This is a genomic window from Rhodopirellula sp. J20-39 (assembly GCF_057365095.1).
In genome coordinates this window covers 3095539-3121848 of the sequence record NZ_CP195123.1, presented here as the reverse complement: position 1 = coordinate 3121848, position 26310 = coordinate 3095539, and the positions used below count along the sequence as shown (strand labels likewise).

The following is a 26310-nucleotide window of genomic DNA, read 5'->3' as shown; positions in this document are numbered from 1 at the left end:
GAACAAGCGTGAGAACAGACCACCGAAAGGACGGCAAGGTGCTGAGTCACAGCAAGCTGGCTCGCAACCGCAAGCTGGTTCGCAAGCTACTTCGCAACCGCAAGCTGGCTCGCAAATTGGTTCGCAACCACAAGCTGGCTCGCAAACTGGTTCGCAGCAACCGGTGTCACAAGCGCTCTTCTTGCAGTTGAAAAGCTTTTGCAGCAGGCCTTGCTTAGGAGCACAGCAAGCTGGCTCGCAAACAACTTCGCAACCGCAAACTGGCTCACAGCCACAGACAGGCTCACAAACAGTGTCGCAACCGGAGTCGCAACCACCGAACAAAGATTTTAGATGACCGAAGGCGCTGGCGTTCGAAGCACTCGAAGCGACCAAACAGACAGCCAACACAGCAGGGATGAGGATACGATTCATCGTATGGGACTCCATGGATTTTGATTTTTGGAAGGTTTGATTTTGGTCACCGATGTCAGTCGTATCTTTCTAAGTGGGAGAGCAGAAAGGCGACATATCTCGGCGATACAAACAGGTATCGGACACGCCACTGGTACCCGCGAAGAAAACATCCTGAAAGTCTTCGACAACACCCCATATGAGTGCCACTCACAACGTTAAAACCACTTTCGGCGGTGACTACGCATGCATGGCGCGGCGGCAACAATCCGGTTAAAAATTGAGTGCATTTTTCTTGACACGCACCAAAACGCGTGCACTCCGAGACACTCCACCGAGCCCACACCGGTGCTGCAACATGCCCCCAGCATCCCTTGCAACTCTGATACAATCACCAACGTTGAACTAACATCGATATAGTTCTCAACCAACGCGGTAAGCAGAGCTAGTGTGTATGAAACGGCATCGCGACCGCACTGCGAACCGAAACGCGTGGTGAACCATACTGCAGTCCGTTAACGTTCCCCGCATCTGCCGATCGACACCGACGTGCGACTGGCCTAGCCATCGCACGATGCGAACTGGCGAACACCAAGCAACCTATCAAGCACCTGACAGTTCAATCGTCCAAGCCTGCGATATCGAATCCAAACAATCAATCATCGCAGCCACACGTATTGAAAGCCGCTGGCAACACGGCGAATTGCGAACACACCAAACAGGAATTTCCCTATGATTCGTCCAATCCAATCAACCGCTGCGATACTGATCGGCATGAGTGTCGTCGCTGGTCAAATGCTGTTTGCGTCGTCAATAGCCACAGCAGAGCAACCATCGCCTGCACAGGATTCACAACCCGCGAATCCGTCATCTCAATCCGAACCCGCATCAACGTTAGATGCGGACCTATTGTCCGAGATGGTGACTGACGGCGTCGCCCTGACCGCAGAAAAACGATTCGTCTTGCCGCAGCCTGACTTTGTTTCCGTTACGGGGGAACCGGTCTCGCCCGCCGAGGCGAAGAAGGTGCTAGCGAAGATCGCGGGTCGACACGGTGATCGCTTCACCCGCGATTCCGTCGTCGCTCCCATTTCGGTTAACACGGATTCCATCCCCGATGACGCTGGCAAACGGATCGGTCACTTCATCGACGTCTCGTTTGTCGTTCACCAAAGCGTTTCCCAGATCCGCAAGTCTGAAGCATTGGATGATTTCAAAACTTCGTCTGACGGCACGAAGTCGATTGAATTTGCGGAAGATGAAAACGCTGACGACTTTGAAAAGAACAAAACCCGCTCACTGACTCCTGCCGAACTCGCCGATTTCGGTGTCGAACTGGATGATGAATCCGAGTCGCTCGGTCATCTGCAATTACCGCTGTTGGGCAAAGTGGTTATCCGCGGCGTCGCTCGAGCCCGTCGATCGGTGTGGCCCGATGACGCCGATGACTCACCAATCATCCTGACCTGGATTCTGGACGAGCGGTTCAGTGCCGCCCAACCCAAGGAAGACTCCATCGCCAATCAATGGCGAGCGATCGAGCGATCCGAGGTCGGCGAAAAAATTCTCGGTCCTCCCCAGTCTTACGCTGGTCTGGGTGGTTATGTGGCGATCACGTCCGTCCCCGAGATGCCCGAAGCGTCGATCATTCAAATTCGATTTGTGTTGCATGAGCCCAACGAGTGGTTTTCGGGCCGGAACCTGTTGCGAAGCAAGTTACCGATCCTGGTCCAAGACCGGGTTCGAAACCTGCGTCGAGAGCTTGTCGCCCCCCCCAAATAGTCGCCAAAACCGTCGTGATCGGGCAATTCCCTACCGTCGCCCGCCTGCACAACGCAGTTTGACAGGGAATTCCTCAGCAAAACCGTGTGTTTGCTCCTTCGTTTGAATACAATTCTTCTTTCAAAACGGATTGAAATTCCAAACGAGTCCAATTGGTCTGGCGTAGTGTTCATCGCGAGACGCCTTTTCGTTCGTAGACTTTTCCGCCTTCCACAAACGCTCTGACTCCAACATGGTCGCACGCGACGATTCAGTCATCCGTGGCAGCTTGATCGCTTGCCTGATTTTCTTGGTGCTTTCGCTGGCCCTGAATTTCTTCCTCTATCGCTGGGGCGATGTGGAATCCCAAACGGCCGCTAATGCGAAGGAAAGCTTGCAAGCAACCCGCAGCGAAGTCCAAACGCTGCAAAGCCAATCCACGCTGATGAAAGCGATGCTGGGCGTGGGCGGACTGACCCAAGCCCAGTTTGACCAACTGACCTCCAGCACCGGTGGCGATCCCGACATCGAGGCAATCGAGCAGAACTTCGCACGTGACATGGCGTATTTCGGTCCGGAAGTCGATCCACAAAATCGAAACTACCCCGATTTGCCGGAGTTCCTGGTCAACGCGATCCGCTCACGGAACGTGCAATACGGCCAGGCGCGTGACGAAGCAACCCAAATTCGCAGCCAAGCCGAAAGCGACGTCGAAGTCGCGCGGAAGGCGATGGAAGTCGCCGAAGCCGGTCGCGATCAGGCCAACAAGAAGCTTGAAGACGAAGCGTCCAAATTTGCCGAAGACCGCGAAAAGATGAACTTGCAAGCCGCACAAACCCGTGACAGCTTGCTCAAGACATCCAAAGACCTGACCAACATCCGTAAGAAAATCCAACAAGACTTGGCCGCGTTCAAGAAACGTGAAAACGAACTGTTGGCGACCATCAATACACAATTGATCGAATTGCAACGCTTCCGCAGCGACCAATTCGAATCGACTCAAGGCTTGGTCAAGTACGTCGTTCGCGGAGGCAACGTGGTAACAATCAACTTGGGCTCATCTGATGCGTTGCGTCCTGGTGTAACGTTCGGTGTGATCGATGCTGACGAAACTCGTTTGCAAGACGCCAAGATCAAAGCCACCATCCAAGTCACCAAGATTCTGGGCGATCACCGTGCTGAAGCACGTGTCGTCGCTCGTCCGGAATTCCGCTACCCGATAATCCCTGGCGACCAAATCTACTCGCCATTCTGGGCTCCTGGTCGTCGCGTGAAGATTGCGTTGGCATGGAATATCGATATCGATGGCGATGAACGTCCGGATATTGAACAAGTGGCATCCATGGTTCGTGCCGCTGGTGCGTTGGTCGACACCACCATCCAAGAAGACTTGAGTGGATTGGAAGAACTCGACAGCGGTGTCCGTTTCCTTGTATTCGGTGAACCACCAGAAGCTGACGATGAAGCCAGTGCCCGAGAGATTCAAGCTCTTGGACAAATCAAGGCGAAGGCCAAGGAAGTTGGCGTGACGGTCATCCCTGCTTGGAAACTGCAAGCCTACTTACGAACGATCGACGATTCGTTGACCACTCCGTTGGGATCAGCGGTTCGTGGCAAGGACTTCCCGCCGGAACCAAGGGGACGTTCGTCGCGACTTCCGAGCACGCTACCCAAGATGTTCCTAGAGTCTGATGAAGGCGTCCAGAAAGATAATACGATCCTGCAACCTTAGTGAATGAGTTTGCGTTCTATCTGCTATTGGTGCTGGCTGGTTTCCTAGCCGGCATCATCAACACGATTGCCGGCGGTGGTTCATTCTTGACCCTGCCGGCTCTCTTGCTGTTCGGGCTGGAACCCCAAGCGGCTAACGCGACGAACCGGATTGCGATCTTGCTTTCGACCGGATCGGCTACTATTGCCTTCCACCGCAAGGGACATTGGGACCGCAAAGCCGCTGTGCGATTGGCGATCCCCACACTGGCGGGCGTTCCACTGGGAGCCATGTTGGCGATCTACCTGCCGGCAGACAACTTTCGCCAGGTCTTTGGGCTGTTGTTTCTGGTGATGGCTGCATTGCTGATCTCCAATCCCAAGCGATTGCTGGACGCTCCATCGCAACCCAAACTGGCGCCCCACTGGCGATTGCTCGCGTTTTTTGCCATCGGGGTCTACGTCGGTTTCATCCAAGCCGGTTTCGGAATTCTGATGCTATTGGCGATGGGCTTCTTTTGCGAAACCAATCTCGTTTCCTCCAACGCGATCAAGAACAGCATCGGGTTCATCGTCACGCTTTCGGCAGCAACCGTGTTTGCATTTTATGGGCTGATCGAATGGATCCCCGGGCTGGTCATGGCCGCCGGAAACGTGCTCGGCGGTATCGCGGGTGCCAAATTGGCAATCGAAAAAGGAAGTCGGTTTGTTTTCTATTTTTTAGTGGTCGTTATGACGGTTACGGGGTTCAAACTAGTTCTGACCTAGAACGACTTCCTAATGAGTGCAGATTGATTGGCGATTCCGGTATCCTGCCGCTAATGCGAGGGGCCGGTCAGCTTTCCAACTAGACTAGAATCTCCCTGACCTGACTCCAGAGTTGGCCTCAACACCTTCCATTTAATTTCATGCAACAAATCGCAATAGACTGGGACGACGAACAGCTTCGCCTGGTGATCGGCGAATCCGATGGCGTCCGAACGAAGCTGCACAACGCAGCGATTCTTCCTGTCGGCAGCGACGGCCCGATGGCGACGCTCAAGACCTGGATCGCGTCCCAACCGGCGGCCAAATACGAATGCTTGATTGCGATCGGCCGTGATCGTGCCGAACTGCGTCAGATGGATTTCCCACCTGTCCCGGTCGAAGAACTACCGGACATGGTCCGCTTTCAAGCGATCCGCCAATTCGCCGCTGCGGGCGATAGCGCGACGGTTGACTTCATCACCACCCAGATCGACGACTCTGGTATCAAAGCAATCGTTTCGGCAACCGGCCCGAACCACCTCAATCCCATTCGAAAGAATGTCGAGTCGACCGGTTGGACGCTCAAGCGGATCGTGTTGCGTCCGATCGCGGCGGCCGCCCTCTACCGTATCTACCACGATAAGCTCGGGTCTAATTTCGACGGCGGCGCCACGCTTGCGTTGATCGACTTGGTCAGCGACGAAGCAGAAATCGTTCTGCTGCGTGACGGCAAGGTCGTCTTCGTCCGCTCAGTCCGACTGCCCAAAGAAATGCCGGCCCGAACCAATGCGTTGGCTGGCGAAATCCGACGCAGCATGATGGCCTGTGGCGCGGCTGGCACAAACTGCAACGTGATGTTGTGGGGGACCGCCGATCGACACGCCGTTGAAATTCAAAAGCTAAGCGAGCGTCTAGCGGAACAACAAACCAAACCTTGCCAGACAAATCTGGTCGACCCGCTCGAATTGGTCGGCGCTGACCCTGCCGCCAAAGAAGCGGTCGGGGAAACTGTTGGCCGCCTGGCGCCGCTGGTCGGCTTGCTTGCGGCACATGCGAAGCATGGCGATGAGTTAATTGACTTCGAAAATCCACGCCGGACGATCGAAGTTCAAACCGACCGCCGAAAGGTCGCGGCCATGGTGGGCATCCCCGTCGCGATTCTGGCTGGTTTGATCTGGATGCTGATGGGGAATCTGTCGCAGCTCGACGAACAAATCGAACAACAAAGCGTTGCCAACGCTGAAATGAAAGAGAAGTCAAAAGCGGCTGAGGAAATGATTGGGCGGACCGCACGCATCGATCAGTTCCTCAATGGCGATGTCAACTGGCTAGAAGAACTCCAACGACTTGCGATCAAGATGCCGGGAGCCGATCAGCTCATGCTGCAAGAGGTTTCCGCCACCGCCGATTCTCGTGAAGGAGGCGGACGGCTTGTCGTGACCGGCCGAGTAACATCCCCCGAGGTCATTGTGGAATTGGAATCCGCCATGCGGGACGAAGCTCACAAAGTCACCGGAGACAAAGTGACCCAGCTAGCGACCCAAGACGCCTACCGCTGGCAAATGACACAAACCATTACAGTGGCACCAGACGCGGTGCAAACCGAACGATACCAACGCATGAATCCAACGCCATCCAGCCCCAAACCGGCCAACTCGGATGAAACCGCTCTAGATAGTGGAAGCGAACAAGCGGCCAGCACCGAACAAGCCGCTACCGAGGAGGCGAAATAATGACTCAACGTGAACGTTATCTAGCGATCGGTGTCGGCGGACTGCTCATCATCGTATTCGCCCAATGGTGCTTCAATCAGTACCGCGGTGCCATCCAATTCCGCCAAAACCGACTCAGCTCGTTGACCGGCGAAGCCGAAACCATGCAAATGCGCTGGCTTGCCGGTGCCGAAGCCGAACGACAACTCGGCGAATACAAAGTGCGATCGCTGTCCAGTAATCCACAAGTCGCACAGAACTCGTACCAGTCCTGGCTGCTCGACACCGTTCGAGCCACCGGGATCCAAGATGCCGTCGTTGACCCGGTCAGCGATGTGCCTGTGGGCGACCTCTATCGACGATTTGCATTCCGCGTGTCGGGTAAGTCCGATTTGCCAGGTCTGATCGAATTGGTCTACGCCGTCGAAGCGCACGATCAGTTGCACCGAATTCGTGAACTGATATTCGCCCCGCTACGCCAAACCGGACGCCGCACCAAAGAAGAAAACGCCGAAGCGGAAGACATGCTCAGCATTGTGATGGTGATCGACGCTATATCGCTGAACATCGCCGATGCCAAACCGACCACACCTAACGAAGATCCCTCGTGGAGAATCAGTCAGTCTCGCAAGCAGTACCGCGAAGACATCCTGAATCGCAACTTCTTCCAACCGCCCAACCAGCCCCCTCGCTATCGAGGTGATGAGCGATTGGTCGCCACCATGGGCAGGTCCAACGAGTTTCGATTCCAGTTCGAAGACCCCGAAGGCGACTCCGTCCGGGTCAGCGTTGAAGGTGATTTGCCAGAGTGGGCCTCTTGGGACGCCAATTCCCAACGCTTGTTCGTGAAACCACCCGAACCGCCGAAAGATCCCGAACCGCCTAAGCAGCCTGAAGCGTCCGCGATTTCCAAGCCAGACGAAACGAACGCAAACGATGGTCCAGCCACTACTGCTGAATCTGCTCAATCGGACACTGAATCGGGGACCGATTCTGGCGACGAATCAAAAGCTGTTGATGCATCCGAAACAACGGAATCCACTGGCGACGACGCTTCTCAAGACGAGCCCGTTAAGCCGAGGCCGGAACCCGCTAAGCCGTTCTCCTTTGAAGTCGTTGCAATCGACAATGGATACCCAGCGCGGCAATCGACGCAAACGGTCACGATCACCCCGCAAGTGGCCCCCGTTCCGCCACCGCCCGTGGTCAAAGCTGGCTTCGATGACTCGACCCAAACGTTCTTGACCGCACTGGTGCAAGGCCGCGACAATTGGACCGCTTGGATGAGTGTCCGGACCCGCGGTAAGACATTGAAGTTGAAAATCGGCGATGAGTTCGAAATCGGTTCCGTCCGCGGCAAAGTCACCGCGGTTTCTTCCCGCAGCGTGACGCTCGAGATTGACGGCCAACCGTATGAGTTGAAACCAGCTCAAAAGCTCAGCGACATCATGCAGTAGCCGAAATCTTCAGTGGTCAACCGCTATGGTTGACCACTTTGATGGATCTCATTTTGATAGATCGCAGATAGCGATCGATCGCAAATCGCGGCCTGAAGCGGCGAAAACCCGATGTGGGAACGTTGTTTCGGCTGGCTAAACGGCGGGCCGCGTGTTTCGCCTGTTTCCCAGGCTAAAATCTGTCTGGCGACCTGTTTTGGATTGCTGATACAAGGTGATTTGATCCTCACGATCCTCACCTTGTGCCATTCTCCCGCCATGAAATCATTCCGCCGAGTCCTGCGACTGGCCGCACGTCGACGTTGGTCCCTACTGGGGGTCCTACTGACATCGTTGGTGATTGCTGGAATGTGGGGAGGCAACATTGGCACCCTGTATCCCATGGTCGAAGTGGTCTTCGAAGGCCACGACTTGAAGTCTTATCTTTCCCAGCGGATTGAGCAGTCGGACCAAGAAATAGCGAAGCTCACGACGCAGATTGGGGCGTTGGACACCACCGAGAACGCTACGAAAACCAAGCTGGAATTCCAAAAATCGACCGCAGAATACTCTGCCGAATGGTTACGCAAGGTCCAGCCGACCGTCAATGAATGGGCCCCGAACGGACCGTTCAACACACTACTATTGGTCGTTGGAATCCTAATTGGTGGCACCGCGATCAAACTCGTTGCACTGACCATCAACTTGATGCTTGTTCAGTACATCGCCGAAGGCACGGTGATGGAATTGCGAGAAAAGTTCTTCCGCAAAGCCCTTCACTTGGACCTGGATCACTTTGGTGAAAACGGTTCTGCCAACTTGACCAGCCGACTGACCAACGATGTTTCGCACATCGGTTTAGGTCTAAGTACGCTGATCGGACGCTTGATTCGCGAACCGCTTAAGATGCTGGTTTGCCTCGCTGGCGCCGCGATGGTCTGCCCTCGGTTGCTGCTCTTGGTGATGGTGGTATCGCCCATCGTCGCGATCGTCATGAACCAATTGAGCAAGTCGATTCGCCGTGCCAGTCGACGCGTGATGGAAGAAATGAGCAACCTATACGGGATGCTGAATGATGCCTTCAACGGAATCCGCGTCGTCCGATCGTTCAACACACAATCACACGAACGCGCCCGCTTCCGCCAACACGTTCAAGGCTACTATCGCCGCTCGATGAAGGTTGCCTTCTATAACACGGCCGCTCGCGGCACCAGCGAATTGCTCGGTTTAAGCGTGGTCGGCTTGGCAATCGTGGCGGGTGGCTACCTGACGATCAACCAACAAACCCATCTGCTGGGTATCCGCATGTCGGACCGTCCATTGGACGACGGCAAGGTATTGCTTTTCTTTGCGTTCTTAATCGGCGCGTCCGATCCGGCAAAGAAGCTATCTGATGTCTGGAGCGCCTTGCAGCGTGGCATCGCGGCATCGTCGCGTGTCTACCAGATCATTGACGAACCCATTCGCGTTACTGAGCCGGTTGTAGCGAAAGCCGTCGCTCGTCCCCACCAAACGTTGCAGTTCAGCGACGTCCACTTTCAATATCAGCGGGGACCATCGGTACTTCGCGGCATCGACCTAACCATCAACCACGGCGAAACGATCGCACTGGTTGGGCCAAACGGTTGCGGCAAGAGCACCCTGATTAGCTTGCTTTGCCGGTTCGACAATCCATCACAAGGACAGATCGAACTTGACGGAGTCCCCATCGCTGACATGGCGACCCGCGACCTACGCAAACGCATCGCTTTGGTAACCCAACGCACTGTGTTGTTCGACGACACGATCGAAAACAACATTCGATACGGCACGCCCAGTGCAGATTCTCATGATGTCGTTCGCGCAGCCAAACTAGCCTTTGCGGATGACTTTATCCTTCGCAAGACACCGCATGGCTATCAATCCTTGCTAGGTAGCGGCGGCGTTCGGTTGTCCGGCGGCCAGATGCAGCGAATCGCACTAGCACGTGCATTCCTACGGCAACCGGATATCTTGATTCTCGATGAGGCAACCAGCCAGGTCGATATCGAGAGCGAGCAACTCATTCACGAAGCGCTCGAGAAGTTCTTGATCAACCGCACCGGAATCATGGTGACTCACCGTAACAGCACATTGGCACTCGCCGATCGCATGGTGGTTTTAGATCAAGGGCAAGTTTCAGCGGTGGGTACCCACGAACAGTTACTTGCTAAGAATGGCTTCTATCGCAATCTGTGTCACACCGCCATGGGTGACACAGAAAGCAAGAGTGCGGCATAAAGCCAATCAAACTACTTGGTCGTTAGCGACCGAAGTTCTTCTAGTTCAACAGTCAGGCGGTGACGGAGAGGGCTTTCGTCACGCAATTCGGTTTCGAGCAACTCTTCAGCTCGTTCGAATGTTTCTTCGGTGTTTTGGTTCGTTGAAACGATTTCACGAAACATTCGTTCGACTGTGGCTTCGGTTAGCACGTTGTTTGACCTCGGGATTGTCGGGGAAGGGTGTTCACTTTTATCATACGGCCGATCAGCCGAATCACAAGCCCAACGTTCGCTTCGAGTGACTCTGGTTTAGTGAGCCAAACGCCACAAGAGTTCCTTTGGCTTGGCACCGTGCGTCGACGCGAAACCAAGTTCGCATCTCACATAAACCACCCAAATCGTTTGGCCTAACAGAAGACCTGATCTCAATCCCACCACCACTGGCCAGGAGCCAAGTTGCTGGGGCCAGCGGATTGTTGAGCTTTTTCGTTCTGGCCGTTCACATCGACAACCATTCGATCGCTGTTGAACGCAACTCGAGGCTGCATATTCACGCCACCACCTAGAGGGGTCATCAGCGTGTTGCCTCGCCAAATTGCATTGACGGCGGTCTCTACCTTTTCAGGCGCCGTGTAGGTCTGAACCGGCACCGATTGTTCGTCACTCAACGTTGGCATCGACCAATCCGCTTGAGTGTAGAAGTCTTGTTCTTGGATATAGGCGGCGGCGATTGCCACATCGATCAGTTGCTGCAGTTCGGCATAAACACGAACTTTCGACGCGATCATCGGATACTTTTCAGTGAACTCTTGGGTGAACGCTTGGCTAGCTCGGTTACCACGGCCAGCCTGCACTCGCTTACCGCCACCCATCACTCGCTCGCCCTGTCCAACCAACTGCACGCCACGTTCATTGATTCGCATGGCCAATCGATCGTCACTGACCGAAACGCCGTCATAGTTAGGCTGGAAGTACCATCGCTCCAGAGCGTTGGCGGCGACGGCTTGGGGGCTGGTCCGCGAAACATAACTGCGAACTGGAACAGGAAGCTGTTCCAACCCGATACCGATCAGTTTCATGCGATAATCCGCTTCAACGAGAACGCGAGCGAAGTGCGTATCGGCTGGAATACCCTTGATGGTTACCGTTTGCAGCCCCAGGTTTTGCTTCAAACCCTGAACCAGTCGCAGCGTGTCGCCTCGATTGGCACGTCCACCGACGGCGGTAAGGTACTGCTGCATTCGAGCCAAACCCTCAGGGGTCGGATCGATCGATACCGAAATCACTCGGGTCGGAGGTGCACCCGGTGCATAGGCTCGCAGTGCAGTCACCAGGTCTTCCAACAACAACGTTGGGCGACCGGACTTCATACCCACAAAGCGATTTGTTGGATCGGCAACGTAACCCTCAGCCGGGCCCGCTACGACAATGTCTTTGGTTTCAGGATAGTAGAAGACGTACTCGACCGTCGTTAACCCGGCGACGGCCAAGATGTCGTCTCCGAAGGGTCGGTCTGCCTCGACGTGATCGGCGATCGCCTTTTCCAGTCGGTTCAGCGAAACCTTTCGCAACTTGCTCGTCTGCATGACGTCGTCGGTCTGAGCCCGAAGCTTTGCCTCTTGAAGACGCTGTTGAGCCAGACGCGGATCGACGGTCCGCACCTTCAAAACACCGGTCGCGTCAACATCGACACCCGCAATCGGGTTACCGAAAATGATGTCACCGCCGTCTTGTGCGTGAACAGCCGTTCCCATCACCGCCAGACTGCAAAACAACAATGCAGCAACGGAGCGGGAAAAAACAGAGCGACGAGTGAGCGACTTCGATAAAGCCGGAACGGCAAGGGTTTCGTTCATGAGATGCGAAGGTCGACGTGAAAAAGAGGAGAGTCTGGACAAACAAGCAGCGTCGTCAGACGGATGGAGTTGGAACACCGAGGCCAAATCACCACCCCCAGGCGTGCATTTCAGAATAGCTACGAGGTTCCCATTGAGCAACAAAAACGACACAGAACCGAGCAAAACATCCACCTTTGGTACGGTTAGGTCGGTTCATGACGACAGGAATCAAGCAATCGTCGATTTATTAACTAGGCTGGGGGTGCAACACCTCCGCCCATTCACCGGTGTCTTCAAGCGTCTCATCACGTCAATCACACCCACCGACTTACCAACACGCAATGTCGATCGCTGAGCCCCCCCCAACCGCGGCACCTGCCCGGCGCCCACGCCTCTTCCCACTGAACCTCAGTGTTTTCGAAGACTACATGGTTTGGGACGATCGGCCTGAGTACCCGATGACCTTCGCGGTCCAAATGGAATTAAGCGGCGAACTGGACCGGGAGTCTTTGGAAATTGCACTGAAAAACGCTCTCAAGCGACACCCATTGTTGCAAGCGGTCGTCGGCCCGGGAAAAGGTGGTCGCGATTGTTGGATTGCCGCCTCAAACACGAAAGTCAAAATCGACTGGGGCGATCCAGACACCCCCATCGACCTGCCCGGCGGTGAAGCGATTGACATTCGCAAACAAGTCGGATTGCGGATTTGGGTTCGCGGCGACCAATCGCACTCCGCGGTAACCATGCAATTTCATCACGCGTCGTGCGATGGAATCGGCGCCTACCAGTTCATCGGCGACTGGCTCTGGCATTACGCATCCGAAGTCGGCAACCCGATCGACGAACCGTTACCGGAGTTTGATGCCCAAGCGTTACGCGCACGGATCAAGAATTCATACGACGTCACAAACTACAACGATGACAATGGAAAATTTGACAGCAAGTCCACGCGTGCACTCGGCATGAAATGCCTTGCCGGTGTCCAACCGCTTGCGAAACCTAAGGCAAGCACCGATACCCACGTGACTAATGCTCCGGCAACCTTCCCAGGTTTGTGCAGTTTTGAATTCGATGCCAAGACCTACCGAGAACTGCGACGGGTCGGTGAAGTCCGCGGCCAATCGACCAACGAACTCCTGATTGAACGATTGCTGGTCACACTGCGACAATGGAACAAGGACAACGGCAATCTCAACCGCAAAGACTTTTGCATCATGATGCCAATGGACCTTCGCGAAATTCAATCGCGAATGGCGACGGCAGCCAACCTAGTGACTTACGCGTTGATCCGCCGAAAGCCATCGGAATGCGTTGAATCGGAAGCCCTCAACGATTCATTGCGTGAGGAGATGCTTAGTCTCAAACACACTCGGCAACGAACCCCGTTCATGAGCTTGGTCGCGTTCTTGCGTCCTTATCCCACTTGGCTGAAACGGTGGGTGGCCAGTCGCCGCTGCATGGCCACCGCGATCGTATCGAACACCGGCGATCCTACCAAACGCTTCATCACACCACTGCCGCGAGAAAAACAGCTCTTGCGAGCCGGTAACTTGCTGATGACGGACATCTACGGTGTCCCACCAATGCGGTCAGGAACACGCTTGACCATTTCCATTTTCACGTATCGTCGCGTATTGAAAATCTGCTTACGGTGCGACCCGCATTACTTCAATACCGCCCAGACACAGAGTTTTGCCGATGCGTTGCAAGCTTCCATCGAAAGCTTGTTAACCAAGTCCTGAACACCACAGGCTTTTCTCCGACGCGTCCACAAGCTCAACCGCATCGGACGAGGCAACGAATCCATCAGTGTTTAACCGCAGTGCACGTGGAAACGAGACTTCTAGCAAAACCTGGCCAATTCAAACGGCGCCAAAGCCTCGTCGTATAACGAAAACCTGACGCTGCCGATGCCATAGCCACACACTGAGAGTGATGCGTTTCATCACCGCGTCAGATCATTCAAACACGGAAAGCCTGGCCGGTCGCTGTTACAACTCGGGCGGCAACAACCCGAGGCTGTGGGCACGGTGAATCGCCGCCGGTGCGTTACTCACGCCAAGCTTCTCGTAGATATGCGCAACGTGCGTGTCGACGGTTGAGTACCCGATACTCAACCGACTAGCGATCTCTTTCTTGACCAATCCTTCAGCCTGCAGCTTGATGATATCCAGCTCACGTTCGGTCAGCAGCTTTTGCTGCTCGGTCTTAGCCAGCTTGCTATGCAGCGTATCAATAATGAATTTCGCCACTCCCGCATCAAGTGTTGCGCCGCCGGCATGGACAGCCAAAATGCCATCGGTGATCTCGTCCAATGTTGCCGACTTCAATAGATAGCCAGACGCACCCGACGATATCGCCTGCAACACATCCCGCGGCTCATCACTTTGGGTCAGGACAATAATCCCGGCTCCATCGGCGTACTTAATGAAATCTTCCAAAGATTCCAACCCGCTGCGTCCGGGAAGCCGAAGATCCAACAGGATCAAATCCGGCATCACCTCACCAGTCTTTTCTTTTAACGTCCGGAGAGCGATCTCCGACGTTCCAAAACAACTGGTCAATTCCATATCGGAACGGTCCAACAATGCCAACCGAATGACATCGCGATACTCAGGACTGTCCTCCACCAACATAATGCGGATCGAGTCTCCAGATAGCATCTGCGTCATAGAAAGAATCTCTTGTGTCGCAATGAAAGTGAAATACGCGTGCCTTCCGGTTGAAGGTCTTCCGCTGTCACGCGGGCTCCCAGCAATTTTGCTCGGCGGCTTAAAGATGAGGGCACGCGGTCACTCAAACCGCGACCTAATCCGCGACCATTATCGCATACCACCAGCCTGACTTCTTTTTCGCCGGCAACTAAGTGTGTTGTCATCTTCGTCGCTCCCGAATGTCGCAGCACATTGACGATGCACTCTTTAAAAAACAGAAACAGATCGATTCGGTTTCGCGATGAAAGGCGGTCCAAATACTCTTCCCCTTCAATCGTTAATTCGTGGTCCAAATCCGCCGTCATCCTCGATGACGTCTTTTCCATGTCCTGAATCAAGTCCTCAAACAATCCCTTCGACTCGATCATATTCGAACAATAACGAGCCGCCTCGCCACTGCGTTTGGATAGCGCTCTCATGCGCTCGAGCAATGCTGATAACTTTTGAGGCGACTCTTTGTTTCGCTGTGCTAAATCGCCAAGCAAACTCAACGCATGCAAGTTAGCACCTAGCTCGTCATGCAGGTCCGCGGCCAGCCGTTCTCGAGCACGCCGGATCGCTCGCTGGCGCAGCATTCGTTCAATCACCACCACACTCACTGCCGCAATTGCCAAAAGGACTGCTAGCCACGCCAAGTTGCGAATCTTCTCGGATTGATTCTGGTACCGCATCCGCAGTTCATCCGCAACGCGAGGGCGTGCCACCTCCAAATCGTGTCGCATCGCTAACTGCTCCAGCCAAGTTCGAATCGGCAGAATTCGACCGTAGAAGTTGTTCCCATCCGTCACACCGGCGAGTGAACGAATCACCGCGGGAGCCGGCCCGTTGAACTTCACGTCTTTTCCATAAGCAACGTTGTTGCCATCGGAAAAAACTTCCAGCTCCGCAATCCCCAGCACCGAAAACTTCTTTCCCAGTGCGCCATACCTCCCCGATTCGATAGCGACGACCCGGATGTAGCGACACGTCGCGACGGGAAAACGACGCATGATGATTGGGCCCGTATCGTAGACCGACTCTTTCTCAAAATCCGCTAGTACGACCGCATCGCTGAAGTCCGGTTGCAACGCACCTTCAACGACAAACCGATCCGGAACTCCAAACCCACTTTCGTGAGACTGCGGAACATTGTCGCTGACGTCGACGGCGTGATAGTTAAAAGCGTTGACCTGTTTCGCCTCTCCCAAGTCGATCGTCAAAGTCGGTTTTTCAATATTGTCGGTCCGAGTGACGTAGGCACGACTTTGCGGCCCTTCCTGCGCATCCATCAGATAGGGCATGAAACCATCGACCAAATACTTTTCGTCCCACGAGCCGAAGAGTTCCATTTCGGATGACGAAACAGTGACAGGCCGCTGCAAAGCAATATTTTCCAGATCGCGAAACACCATAATCTCCGCAAACTGTAAGACGTACTTGCCGTCCCATGCACGCGGCGAAAGCTTGGTTGCCTCAATTCGCACCCAAGAAGCCTGCTCTCCGCCACACGCGATCAAAAGCGGTGCTACCCGGGGCAAAACCTGCTGCGATGGATCGACGCGGGCGATTTCAGTTTCACCATCGTCGGTTCCTAGAATCACCCGAAATTCTGTTGGAAAGCCATCTGCAATAAACCCCTTGGTCGAGTCTCGGTAGATGATGGGCACCAAGATCACCATGTCGACCGGCGACTGTTCCTCCAGGTCGATTTGCACGAACAACTCTCGGTCATTCGTTTCAGCCGCTTCGGATCGGTAGCCAACCGCGCCGACCCCACCAAGCATATTCGACGTCGCCAGCGTACCACGTTGCTCGTCGATTAGATCGAGCAGGTATTCGACGTCCCTTAGCGAAAGCCGCTCTAGATTTTGGCCCAACGGTTCCATCGCGGGTAATGGATCACGGGTTGGACTGCACCCAAGCATCATCGCCAGTAGCAAAAGCCCCAGCGTCAGCGACAAATGCATCAACGTCAGCGGGGAATGCTTTAACTTCAGCATCAAATGACGGGGTGTAGAAACGTAAAACATCGAGACGCCAGCCGCGAACAAGAAAACATTGCGAGCGGCCAGGTCTCCTCCCCACGTCAGACCACACGACGCAGTATTTGCAACTGCGTCGTCCGTATCACGCCAGCTACGCCTTGGCTGCCAGCTTAACAGTTTGCCCATGGGCTAAGAAATCGCAGATATCACTAATTAGTGAATCGGCTCAATTCGAATGGCCTGCAAGCTTGCCGTATCCAAGTCGCCCTCCAGACATGACACGTTCAACGTGTAATGCCCTGGTTCAGGGAAGTTCAACCAACCGATCGGGAACTCTTGGTAGTTATGCGATGAATTTTGCTGATTCTGGATGTGCTCGCCGTCTTGAACGGAGACGCCCCAGACCAATCGCCCTTCACCTGCATAGGTCAGGCTCACATTGTAATCGCCTGGCTCGAGGACTTCGACTTCCCAGATCGCACGCCCCTCTTCTTTCCAATCGTGGACATGCGCGGTGCTCTTCCATTCACCAAACTTTTCCATCCATCGCTTGTGTGATTTCGAGGCGTTGGCCGCCGATGCGAACTCAGCATGAATTTCGACACCGAAATTCGGATCCACCCCAAAGGTGGGATCCACAATCGGCTGTCCATTCAAATTCACTTCAATTACCGATGCCAATTGCTCCGGTGCACTAACGGGCACCTTGATGACCGTCCAACCATTACGATTTTCGTGCTCCAGCGAGGTACGCTGGTCACCTGAAAGCAATTCAACGGAATCGACTGTTGTCTGCAAACCCGGCAAGTACAGCTCGCCGGTTGTAGGCCAATCCATTACCGTCAAGAACAATCGATCACCCTTGGTCACGACATCGCCCCAAGGAAGGGAGTGCTGCCACGGCGACGCATCGGTACCGTACACAACCTGAGGATAGCGCCGGATCCACTCGCCCGCGGCTCGCAAGGATTTGGCGGCTCGTGCAGGCACGGCACCATCGCCACGTGGCCCAATGTTCAACATGTATGTTCCACCACGTCCCACGCAAGCGACCAGACGACGCAAGATTTCTCGTGGTGACTTCCAATATTCGTCATACCAAGCGTATGCCCACGAGTCGTTGGTCGTATCGACACTCTCCCACATGCCCTCGACGTTACTCAACGGAACTTCCATGTCACCGAGAGTTTGGTAGTCGCCTAAATCGTGACCGGCACGTCCCGACACCAAGGCTCCCGGTTGATTCTTTCGAACCACTTCAACCAACTTTTCGACGTAGCTTTTGGGCATCTTGCCAGGGGTGTCAAACCAAACGATTTCGATTGGTCCGTACTCGCTGGTGATCTCTTCGATTTGCGGAAGACATTTCTTTTCGAAGTAATCATCAAAGGTTGCCGCAGTTCCGTCCGCGTTGACCCGCGGTCCATTGCCACCACCAGGGAATGACCAATCTTGGTTGTGTGAGTAATAGAATCCGAACCCAAGGCCTGCCGCTTGGCATTCCGCCGACAACTCCTTCATCGGATCGATCTTCCAAGGCGTCGCGTCGACGATGTTAAATTCACACGCTTTGGAGTGATACATCGCAAACCCGTCGTGATGCTTGCTGGTGATCACGATGTACTTCATCCCAGCGTCCTTAGCCAATTGGACGATTTCTTTCGCATCGAAATTGACCGGATTGAAAGTCCCTGCCAATTCTTTGTATTGGTCCACCGGAATGTTGGCCATGCGAGGGTTCATGATCCATTCGCCAATGCCGTAGTAGGTCTTGTCATTGACGCGATTGCCTAACTGGGAATAAAGGCCCCAGTGAATGAACATCGCGTAGTTGCCCTCATCGAACAATTGTCCTCGTTCTGCATTATCGGCCCGCATTTTGACAACGCGACTTCCCCACAGCGCATCCATTTCCTGCGCGAACGAAGTCGAAACGGTGCAGGCAACAAGCAACGCCACCAGGCAACGTGTTGCCCGCCCAAGGAATCGATTGCGAACATTCATCATTCTGAAATTTCTCGAAAAGGGTTGTCTTCACACGGAAGTGGATTCAGCAGAACAGTCACGCCCTCACCATTGCCTCACACGAAAAGTGAGACGGTCGTATCCAAAGCATGATTGGGAAAAGCACGATTGGGAACTCGACGCCTTCGGCGTTGAATAACCTTAGGCGACACGAGGGCTCAGGCGTTTCAAGACACATAAGTTGGACTAAATGTGCTTGATACTACCCTTAGACTATCTGGAGATCTTGCTGGGTATGTCATGCGTTTGCATGACACGGCTGAGATATTTTGTGAATAAGCTCATCCAACTAAGTCACTTCGGCTCGACGCCTAGGAAGCTGTTTTGGCCTCAAAAAGCTCAATAAAAGCGGGATTTTTGTTTAGATTCGCCCATTTTGAGCCATCGTTTCACAGCGGTTCGATGTTCGAAATGAGCAGCGAGGCTCTTCCAACACAGGACTGCTGCCCGCCATTAACCTTCCCGCACGCATTGATCATCTTTCTCTTCCGTCAAAGCTGTACGCCAGCCCAAATTGCCAGACGTTGAAGCCAGTTGTTGGTCATCCCTGTCGCGTTTCTTCCTCCTCGATCCCCATTGCTATCGATGAAGCTAACCCACTTGCCGACCGGTACACTCCGCTTTCATGGGCTGATCCTAACGATCTCGTTCCTGCTGGTTGGTTCATCCGCTTCCTATGCGAGCGACATATACGTATCGCCATCGGGCAACGATTCGAATCCAGGTACTGAATCGGCGCCGTTTGCGACATTACAGCGGGCGAAACAGGTCGTAGCCGCCAATGCCAGCGAAGCTGCGGTCAAAGTCCATGTCGCCAACGGCACCTATTACCTACCCGAAACGCTTGTATTCAAGCCTTCGGATTCTGGCCAAGCAGACCGTCCGATCGTCTACCAAGCCGAATCCGAGGGTGGCGTGATCCTGAGCGGCGGAATGCGATTGGACCTGAACTGGCGTCCCTATCGCGACGGGATCTTGATGGCGACCACGCCGGTTGGCCTAGTGATCGATCAACTGTTTGTCGACGGGGTCAATCAACGGATGGCCCGGTATCCAAATTACGATCCGACCAAAAAGACCGACGCGTACCAGGGCTTCGCCGCCGACGCATTCTCCAAAGAACGAGCTAAAGGATGGGCTGATCCTACCGGTGGCTACATCCATGCGATGCACCGCTCTCGCTGGGGCGGTTACCACTACCGCATCACCGGGAAAGCTCCCGACGGTGAGGTGACCTACGAAGGCGGTTGGCAAAACAATCGCCCGATGGGTATGCACAAGGATTACCGAATGGTCGAAAACATCTTCGAGGAACTTGATGCTCCGGGTGAATGGTTCCACGATGCCGACAAAAACCTGCTCTATCACATTCCCGCCGAAGGCACCGATCTGTCCGACGCAACGATCGAAGTGGTCCGTCTGGGGCATCTTGTTGAATTCCGCGGTTCCGAAAGCGAGCCAGTTCAGCACATCACGCTTAAAGGATTCACCATTCGCCACTCCGCTCGCACGTTCATGGACACGAAGGAACCGATGCTGCGTAGCGACTGGACGATCTATCGCGGCGGTGCGTTTCTGTTAACCGGAACGCAGGACATCCAAATCCTGGACTGCGAATTCGATCAGGTTGGTGGCAACGCAATCTTCGCCAGTAACTACAACCGACGCGTGTTGGTGAAGGGCTGCCACATCCATGACGCCGGGGCCAGTGGAGTTTGCTTTGTTGGTGACCCTAATGCCGTTCGCGACCCGCTATTCGCCTACGGTCAAAAGAACGATCTATCGAAAATCGACCTGAAACGCGGCCCAAAAACCAACAACTACCCGGCCGACTGCATCGTCGAGGATTGCTTAATCCACGGCATCGGCCGCGTCGAACGACAACCGGCAGGCGTCCAAATTGAGATGGCCTGCCGCATCACCGTTCGCCATTGCTCGATCTACGATTGCGCCCGATCGGGCATCAACATTGGTGACGGATGTTGGGGCGGACATCGTATCGAAGGCTGCGACGTGTTCGAAACGGTCCAAGAAACCCATGACCACGGCTCATTCAACTCCTGGGGCCGTGACCGCTTTTGGCGAAGTGATCGATCGGCAAGCCAAGCGGCAATCGACAAAAATCCTGAATTGCCGTTTCTGGACGCCATCGAAACCACCGTCATTCATGACAACCGTTTTCGCTGCGACCACGGGTGGGATATCGATCTCGATGATGGCTCAACCAACTACGACATCTATAACAATCTTTGTCTTGCCGGCGGCCTGAAACTACGCGAAGGGTTCCGGCGACGAGCCTGGAACAACATCACCATTAACAACGGGTTGCACCCGCACGTTTGGTACGACAACAGCGGCGACGAAGTGTGGGGCAATATATTCATGCTCGCCCCTCGCGCCGCACGGATGCCCACGGAACTCGCCAAAGGAAAACGCGTTGACGGAAATCTGTACTACGCGAACACGCCTGAGATCAAAGACCGATTCTCTCAATTCGGGTGGGATGTCAATTCAATCGTCGCCGATCCAAAATTTGTAAATCCCGCTGAAGGTGACTTTCGCGTCGAAGCCGATTCCCCGGCATTCGAGATTGGCTTCAAAAATTTCCCGATGGACCAATTCGGGGTTCGCAAACCTAGACTGAAAAAAATTGCGCGAACGCCAATCATCCCTGAAGTCGAACCAAGACAAACGCTCAGTCCCCCACGCGCCGACAGCGCCAAAAAGCAAGTCGATTTCACCGACGTGTGGCTCGGCGCGAACATCGACTCACTGACCGGCCAAGAATTTTCAGCCTTTGGCGTCAGTGCCGAAGACGGCGGTGTCAAGCTTTCAAACGTTTCACCTATATCCGATGCAGCCAAGATCGGCCTTAAGAATGGCGATCTCATCCAGAACCTCAATGGCCAAGCCGTTAAACAGGTTTCCGATCTGTTGAAAGCCTACAGCCTTGCTGGCGATTCGCCGCTAGCAATCACGCTGATCCGCGATCAGTCCTCGATCAAAATCGAATCGAGTGACGCAGTTTTTGTATCGATTGAAAAGGCCGACGAAACGAATAAGTTCACTCGTTTGACACTGCCATCGAAATCGAACCGTTCCATCGCCACGAACCCCGCCACCAAAGAAGCCCCCACCGCTACGCTCGTTGACGGCCAATTGGAAATGAGCTTCGGCCCCATCTTCGGAAACGGGGTCACCCGTGGGATCTACCGGATGGATCTTGACCAAGCCAAACCGGTTTCCGCCATCACCAGTTGGTCGGCAAACGAAGGCGGCGTCCGAGGCAAACAGTACGTAACCATTTACGGCAGCAACGCGAAGAAAAATCCCGGTTGGAACTTAACCAATCAGTCTGACTTCACTCCACTTGGCACGTTCGTCATGTCAGCTCAATCGGACGCCAACTTTCATGCGGCATCGTTGCAATCGAGACCAGAAAAGTCACTCGGCACCTTCCGCTGGATCTACTGGCAAGTCCGTCCGATCTCGTCGCGTCAGGAGAACACGGCTTTCCAAGAACTACATGTCGAGTAGTGTGTTTCTTCGAAGTGGCTGTATGATTGGTCAGACGAATAGCTGACCGTCTGCTTCGCCTCTCGTTGATAAAAGGAACACGCCTTGATGTTTTGCTGCCGGATTTTTTGCGGTCTCGTGCTAGCTTGTATTTGCACGCCGCCTTCCGCAACTTTTGCGCACAACTACGACGTCTATCTGCTCGCAGGTCAGTCCAACATGGACGGCCGGGGCGCGAACAGCGATCTAACCGACGCTCAACGCGAACCGATCGAAAATGCGATCATCTACTATCGCAACGTGCCGATTTCTAGTGATGGCTGGCAACCTTTAGCACCAGGGTTCAGCATTCCTCCTAAGCATAAGCAGGGGCTGCCTTCGCCCACTTTCGGTCCTGAGCTTGGGTTTGCCACGACGATGCTGCAGGCCAATCCTGAACAAAAGTTGGCGTTGATCAAAGGATCCAAAGGTGGCACGAATCTGCGTGCCGATTGGAAACCCGGCGTTCACGGTGACCTCGAAAGCCAAGGCCCACGCTACCGCGATTTCATCGAAACCATCCAGCTAGCTACCGACGAACTCACGAAGCGTGGCGACAGCTTCACGATCCGTTGTCTGCTATGGCATCAAGGCGAATCCGACTCGAAATCCAGCACGGAGACTTACCAAAAACGCCTTGAGCAGTTGATCGCTCGGGTTCGCGAAGACCTTGATATTGCCGCTTTGCCCGTTGTCGTGGGCGAAGTCTTTGACAACGGTAACCGTGACAGCGTACGCGCAGCCATTCGCGCCGTAGGGACAAACGGCGATAGAACCGGATTCGTTTCTTCCGAGGGACTAACCACCTGGGACAAAGGCACCCACTTTGACGCCGCCAGCCAGCTGGAACTGGGAAAACGCTTCGCGGCCGCGGTCACTGAATTCAATCAACCTGGACAGCCGGCTCAACCCGCCACGACACCAATTTCGACCAACCTGAAAAACAGCAACGGTCGCCCCAACGTGCTGTTTATCCTGGCCGACGACTTGGGCTATGGCGACATCGGTTGTTACAACCCTACATCACGGATCCCAACTCCGAACCTGGATCGTCTCGCTGAACAAGGCATGCGATTCACTGACGCTCACAGCCCTTGCACGGTCTGCACCCCAACGCGATACAGCTTGCTAACCGGGCAAATGGCGTTTCGCGTTCCCAACGGCGGGCGGGTCTTCAGCGGCGCCGGCGGCCCTTCGCTGATCGCCCCGAATCGCCTGACGATGCCCAAGATGCTGCGTGACGCCGGCTACTCCACTGCGTGCTTCGGCAAGTGGCACATTGGACTGACATTTTACGATCAAGCCGGCGATCCCATCCATCACGGTGGCCCCGACGGCGTCGAGCGCATTGATTACTCTCGTGACATTGTTGGCGGGCCGCTGGACTGCGGATTTGATCAGTTCTACGGCACCGCTTGTTGCCCAACGACGGATTGGCTGTACGCCTACATCGATGGAAGACGCATTCCTGTTCCACCGACAGGAAAGCTAGACAAGTCAAAACTGCCTAAGCATCCTTACGCCAACGATAACCGAGTCGGGATGGTCGCTCCCGACTTCGACTTGGAAGAAGTCGACATGAAGTTTTTGGAAAAGAGCCAACAGTTCTTAAAAGAACATGTCGCTAAGTCTCCCGACCAGCCATTCTTCCTGCTGCACTCCACTCAAGCGGTTCACCTGCCGTCGTTCCCGGGCAAAGCATTCAAGGGCAAGACCGATTCTGGTCCGCACGGCGATTTCATCTTTGAACTGGACTACGTCGTCGGTGAACTGATGAAGACGCTCGAAGAACTGAATCTGGCGGACGACACCGTCGTAATGTTCTCCAGTGACAACGGCCCCGAAGTCCCCACGATCTATCACATGCGTCGCGACCACGACCACGATGGCGCACACCCATGGCGGGGCGTCAAACGCGACAACTGGGAAGGTGGACACCGAGTTCCCTTCATCGTCCGCTGGCCTGGCCAAGTTCCCGCCAACACCACGTCGACTCAACTCACATCGTTGACGGACGTGATGGCGACGGTCGCTGAAATCGTGGACGTATCACTGCCTAACGATGCTGCCGAAGACAGTTTCAGCATGTTGCCGGCAATGGTTGACGAAGATCTAGAAAAATCCATTCGGCCATACGTTCTGCAACAAGGATTTTACGGGAAAGAAAAACTGGCCATTCGACAAGGTAAATGGAAGCTACTCGATCACGAAGGCTCAGGCGGCAACAACTATTCGCATCCGATGTTGAAGGAATACGAATTGCCCAAAAATGTGACTGACGCCAACGGCCAGCTGTACGACCTCGAAGCTGACCCAGGCGAGACAACCAACGTTGTGCTGGAATATCCAGAGTTGGCTGATCAACTTCGTGTTCAACTTCACGAATCGGTCGAAGCGGGACGCAGCGTGCCTCCACGTTCCTAGTCACACTGTGCCTGCCGTCGCACCCAACGATTCGACCGAACTGGCTACGAATGACAACCTTGGATGCGAACACAATGCATAAAAAATGACGCGAGCCAATTGCTTGGTCGCGTCATTGAGATTGTTAATCGTTTCGATCAATTCGGTAGCGGTTTAGCCTTCCGAAGGATCTTTACCATCGACCCAAGGGCCGGCGTACTTCATGTGTTCAGGAGCAATCAACTCGCTTCCGTAGTTGCCAGCGGTCCAACCTGGGATATGTTTCGCCGCGGCGCCAGCCTCGGACATGTCTTCCCACTGTTTTGCCCAGCCTGGATCTTCCGTCGAGATTTCACGGTTTTCACCGTCGACGAAGTAAACCTTGCCCTTGCGGTAACTTTGGGCACCGAGGTTCACAACCGCCATTGCCGCTGCACCTAAATCAGGCGTGTTATTGCAAAGCGATGGGTCGCCGGCTTCGCAAGCGTCCAACCAGTTCGCAAAGTGAGCCAAGGTGGTGTTCTTGACCGGCTTGGTTGTGATTCGCTCGGCCTCTTGCCGAACGTGGGTAACAGGACCACGCTCAGGAATGAAATCAAAGCCGTCGAACGATTCGCCGTTGCCGAAAGTGAAGGTACCGAAGTGACCACGAATCAATTGATTGATTCGTGACTCTTCGTTACACATCGTCGCGGTCACCAAACCTTGAACACCTTCGTTGAAGTCAGCGACCACGGTGGCGACGTCCGGCACGTCCCGGCCATCGTACTCCAGGAAGATCCCGCCTGCCCCGGTCACTCGACCAGGCAAACGCAAGCCGGTTGCCTTCAACATGGACGTCGTTCGGTGCACGAAAAGGTCAGTGAACATGCCACTTCCGAACGGCCAGAACCGACGCCACTGCTTGTAAACTTCGCGATCGAACGGCATGTCCGGTGCCAAGCCTTCCTCGGTTCCCAACCAACGCTTCCAGTCGATCGATGTTGGCGACATCGATTTTTCGAGTTTGTAATATCTCCACTGCCCCGAATCGCTGTTGCGGAAGTATTCCGTTTGGAACCCGAGCACCTTGCCAAGTTTGCCGTCGTTCAATAGCGATCGAACTTCATCCCATACCGGCAAGCTAGTCGACTGCACACCGACCTGCATCACCTTGCCGCTGTCCTTCCAGTGCTTTTCAACACTGAAGGCTTCCTCGACCGTTTTGGTCATCGGCTTTTCGCAATAAACGTTCAAACCCGCTTTCAGCGAATCCACGGTTTGCTTGTGGTGCCAGTGGTCAGGCGTACCGATGCAAACGGCGTCGAGATTTTCTTTTTCGATCATCTCGTTGTAGTCGACATAACGCCCCGGATCCGTTCCGGTGTGCTTCTTGATGTGGTCGGCTACTCGATCACGTTGGTTGGTGTAAACCTCGGCAACACCAACCAAATCGATGGCTCGACCCGCAGCATGCAGTTCGCAAAGTGATTTCACGTGGGCACCAAATCCACGGCCGCCGGGGCCGATGAATCCGATTCGCATCCGCTCATTGGATCCGGCAGCGGCTTGTGCACGCTGGGCCGATAGCCCCACGACCGAAGCGGTTACCGCTGTTGTCGCGGAACTCTTCAGGAAGCCACGGCGACTAGGTGAAGCGTTTTCTTGATTCATGACGATATATCTCGAAGGGTCAAAAAGTGAGGATGAACGGTGTCGGGACAGGAGATCGATCAACGATTTCTTGCGATTCGACAACCTTCAAATTGAGGGTGGGGACAAGACATCAAATTCATTTAACTTAAGTTACGCCCAGGGACACGGTTGTTCGCC

At 54.4% G+C, this 26310-nt stretch carries 15 protein-coding genes; 9 read left to right on the top strand and 6 right to left on the bottom strand.

The genetic code is table 11. The features are described 5' to 3' along the window. Positions 1-1125 precede the first annotated feature (1125 nt). The 6 genes from ACR3ZL_RS11460 to ACR3ZL_RS11435 all read left to right on the top strand — a co-directional run bounded on the left by ACR3ZL_RS11460 (position 1126) and on the right by ACR3ZL_RS11435 (position 10018). Positions 1126-2175 carry a hypothetical protein gene (locus tag ACR3ZL_RS11460; RefSeq protein ID WP_473653022.1) on the top strand — a complete coding sequence of 350 codons (1050 nt, stop codon included), beginning with the start codon at positions 1126-1128 and terminating at the stop codon, positions 2173-2175. 232 nt (positions 2176-2407) lie between these two features. Next, positions 2408-3886 carry a BAR domain-containing protein gene (locus ACR3ZL_RS11455; RefSeq protein ID WP_473653023.1) on the top strand — a complete coding sequence of 493 codons (1479 nt, stop codon included), beginning with the start codon at positions 2408-2410 and terminating at the stop codon, positions 3884-3886. Beyond that, entirely contained in the window at positions 3886-4632 is a 747-nt protein-coding gene (locus ACR3ZL_RS11450; RefSeq protein WP_473653024.1) for a sulfite exporter TauE/SafE family protein, read from the top strand. The genes ACR3ZL_RS11455 and ACR3ZL_RS11450 overlap by 1 nt, the downstream gene beginning before the upstream one ends. A gap of 140 nt (positions 4633-4772) precedes the next feature. Continuing rightward, positions 4773-6344, top strand: coding sequence for a hypothetical protein (locus tag ACR3ZL_RS11445; RefSeq protein WP_473653025.1), 1572 nt, complete (start codon positions 4773-4775; stop codon positions 6342-6344). Then, positions 6344-7780, top strand: a complete 1437-nt coding sequence (locus ACR3ZL_RS11440) for a hypothetical protein (RefSeq protein ID WP_473653026.1) — start codon at positions 6344-6346, stop codon at positions 7778-7780. The genes ACR3ZL_RS11445 and ACR3ZL_RS11440 overlap by 1 nt, the downstream gene beginning before the upstream one ends. 258 nt (positions 7781-8038) lie before the next feature. Continuing rightward, positions 8039-10018, top strand: a complete 1980-nt coding sequence (locus ACR3ZL_RS11435; RefSeq protein ID WP_486173466.1) for an ABC transporter ATP-binding protein — start codon at positions 8039-8041, stop codon at positions 10016-10018. A gap of 11 nt (positions 10019-10029) precedes the next feature. On the opposite strand, the gene ACR3ZL_RS11430 is transcribed toward ACR3ZL_RS11435, so the two are convergent. Both ACR3ZL_RS11430 and ACR3ZL_RS11425 read right to left on the bottom strand, forming a co-directional pair. Beyond that, positions 10030-10209: a hypothetical protein gene (locus ACR3ZL_RS11430; RefSeq protein WP_473653029.1), complete on the bottom strand. Its 180-nt coding sequence runs from the start codon at positions 10207-10209 to the stop codon at positions 10030-10032. A gap of 215 nt (positions 10210-10424) precedes the next feature. Continuing rightward, entirely contained in the window at positions 10425-11753 is a 1329-nt protein-coding gene (locus ACR3ZL_RS11425) for a DUF1598 domain-containing protein (RefSeq protein WP_473653575.1), read from the bottom strand. Between the two features lie 425 nt (positions 11754-12178). Here ACR3ZL_RS11425 and ACR3ZL_RS11420 point away from each other — a divergent pair, with 425 nt between their 5' ends. Next, a complete protein-coding gene (locus tag ACR3ZL_RS11420) occupies positions 12179-13579 on the top strand; it encodes a chromosome condensation protein (RefSeq protein ID WP_473653030.1) in 1401 nt (466 codons plus the stop codon). A gap of 249 nt (positions 13580-13828) precedes the next feature. Here ACR3ZL_RS11420 and ACR3ZL_RS11415 read toward each other — a convergent pair whose 3' ends face one another. The 3 genes from ACR3ZL_RS11415 to ACR3ZL_RS11405 are packed head-to-tail and all read right to left on the bottom strand — an operon-like array spanning position 13829 to position 18522. Further along, on the bottom strand, positions 13829-14509 hold the full coding sequence (locus tag ACR3ZL_RS11415) for a response regulator (RefSeq protein WP_473653031.1): 681 nt from the start codon (positions 14507-14509) through the stop codon (positions 13829-13831). Then, positions 14506-16701 carry a sensor histidine kinase gene (locus ACR3ZL_RS11410; protein ID WP_473653032.1) on the bottom strand — a complete coding sequence of 732 codons (2196 nt, stop codon included), beginning with the start codon at positions 16699-16701 and terminating at the stop codon, positions 14506-14508. The genes ACR3ZL_RS11415 and ACR3ZL_RS11410 overlap by 4 nt, the downstream gene beginning before the upstream one ends. A gap of 27 nt (positions 16702-16728) precedes the next feature. Beyond that, complete coding sequence (locus ACR3ZL_RS11405; protein WP_473653033.1) at positions 16729-18522, bottom strand: alpha-L-fucosidase; 1794 nt, start codon at positions 18520-18522, stop codon at positions 16729-16731. 603 nt (positions 18523-19125) lie between these two features. On the opposite strand from ACR3ZL_RS11405, the gene ACR3ZL_RS11400 reads away from it, so the two are divergent. Together ACR3ZL_RS11400 and ACR3ZL_RS11395 are read left to right on the top strand one after the other, a co-directional pair. After that, on the top strand, positions 19126-22077 hold the full coding sequence (locus tag ACR3ZL_RS11400) for a right-handed parallel beta-helix repeat-containing protein (RefSeq protein ID WP_473653034.1): 2952 nt from the start codon (positions 19126-19128) through the stop codon (positions 22075-22077). A 117-nt stretch (positions 22078-22194) separates the two neighbouring features. Next, a complete protein-coding gene (locus ACR3ZL_RS11395; RefSeq protein WP_473653035.1) occupies positions 22195-24519 on the top strand; it encodes a sulfatase-like hydrolase/transferase in 2325 nt (774 codons plus the stop codon). A 153-nt stretch (positions 24520-24672) separates the two neighbouring features. Here the strand turns inward: ACR3ZL_RS11395 and ACR3ZL_RS11390 are convergent, their stop codons facing one another. After that, positions 24673-26151 (bottom strand): Gfo/Idh/MocA family protein, encoded by a 1479-nt coding sequence (locus tag ACR3ZL_RS11390; protein WP_473653036.1) that lies wholly within the window; start codon positions 26149-26151, stop codon positions 24673-24675. Positions 26152-26310 lie beyond the last annotated feature (159 nt).

Excerpts from the sequence above, each read along its gene's own strand:
- ACR3ZL_RS11460 (WP_473653022.1), top strand. The coding sequence starts at position 1,126 with ATGATTCGTCCAATCCAATCAACCGCTGCGATACTGATCGGCATGAGT.
- ACR3ZL_RS11455 (WP_473653023.1), top strand. The coding sequence starts at position 2,408 with ATGGTCGCACGCGACGATTCAGTCATCCGTGGCAGCTTGATCGCTTGC.
- ACR3ZL_RS11445 (WP_473653025.1), top strand. The coding sequence starts at position 4,773 with ATGCAACAAATCGCAATAGACTGGGACGACGAACAGCTTCGCCTGGTG.
- ACR3ZL_RS11440 (WP_473653026.1), top strand. The coding sequence starts at position 6,344 with ATGACTCAACGTGAACGTTATCTAGCGATCGGTGTCGGCGGACTGCTC.
- ACR3ZL_RS11435 (WP_486173466.1), top strand. The coding sequence starts at position 8,039 with ATGAAATCATTCCGCCGAGTCCTGCGACTGGCCGCACGTCGACGTTGG.
- ACR3ZL_RS11425 (WP_473653575.1), bottom strand. The coding sequence starts at position 11,753 with ATGGGAACGGCTGTTCACGCACAAGACGGCGGTGACATCATTTTCGGT.
- ACR3ZL_RS11420 (WP_473653030.1), top strand. The coding sequence starts at position 12,179 with ATGTCGATCGCTGAGCCCCCCCCAACCGCGGCACCTGCCCGGCGCCCA.
- ACR3ZL_RS11415 (WP_473653031.1), bottom strand. The coding sequence starts at position 14,509 with ATGACGCAGATGCTATCTGGAGACTCGATCCGCATTATGTTGGTGGAG.
- ACR3ZL_RS11410 (WP_473653032.1), bottom strand. The coding sequence starts at position 16,701 with ATGGGCAAACTGTTAAGCTGGCAGCCAAGGCGTAGCTGGCGTGATACG.
- ACR3ZL_RS11405 (WP_473653033.1), bottom strand. The coding sequence starts at position 18,522 with ATGATGAATGTTCGCAATCGATTCCTTGGGCGGGCAACACGTTGCCTG.
- ACR3ZL_RS11400 (WP_473653034.1), top strand. The coding sequence starts at position 19,126 with ATGAAGCTAACCCACTTGCCGACCGGTACACTCCGCTTTCATGGGCTG.
- ACR3ZL_RS11390 (WP_473653036.1), bottom strand. The coding sequence starts at position 26,151 with ATGAATCAAGAAAACGCTTCACCTAGTCGCCGTGGCTTCCTGAAGAGT.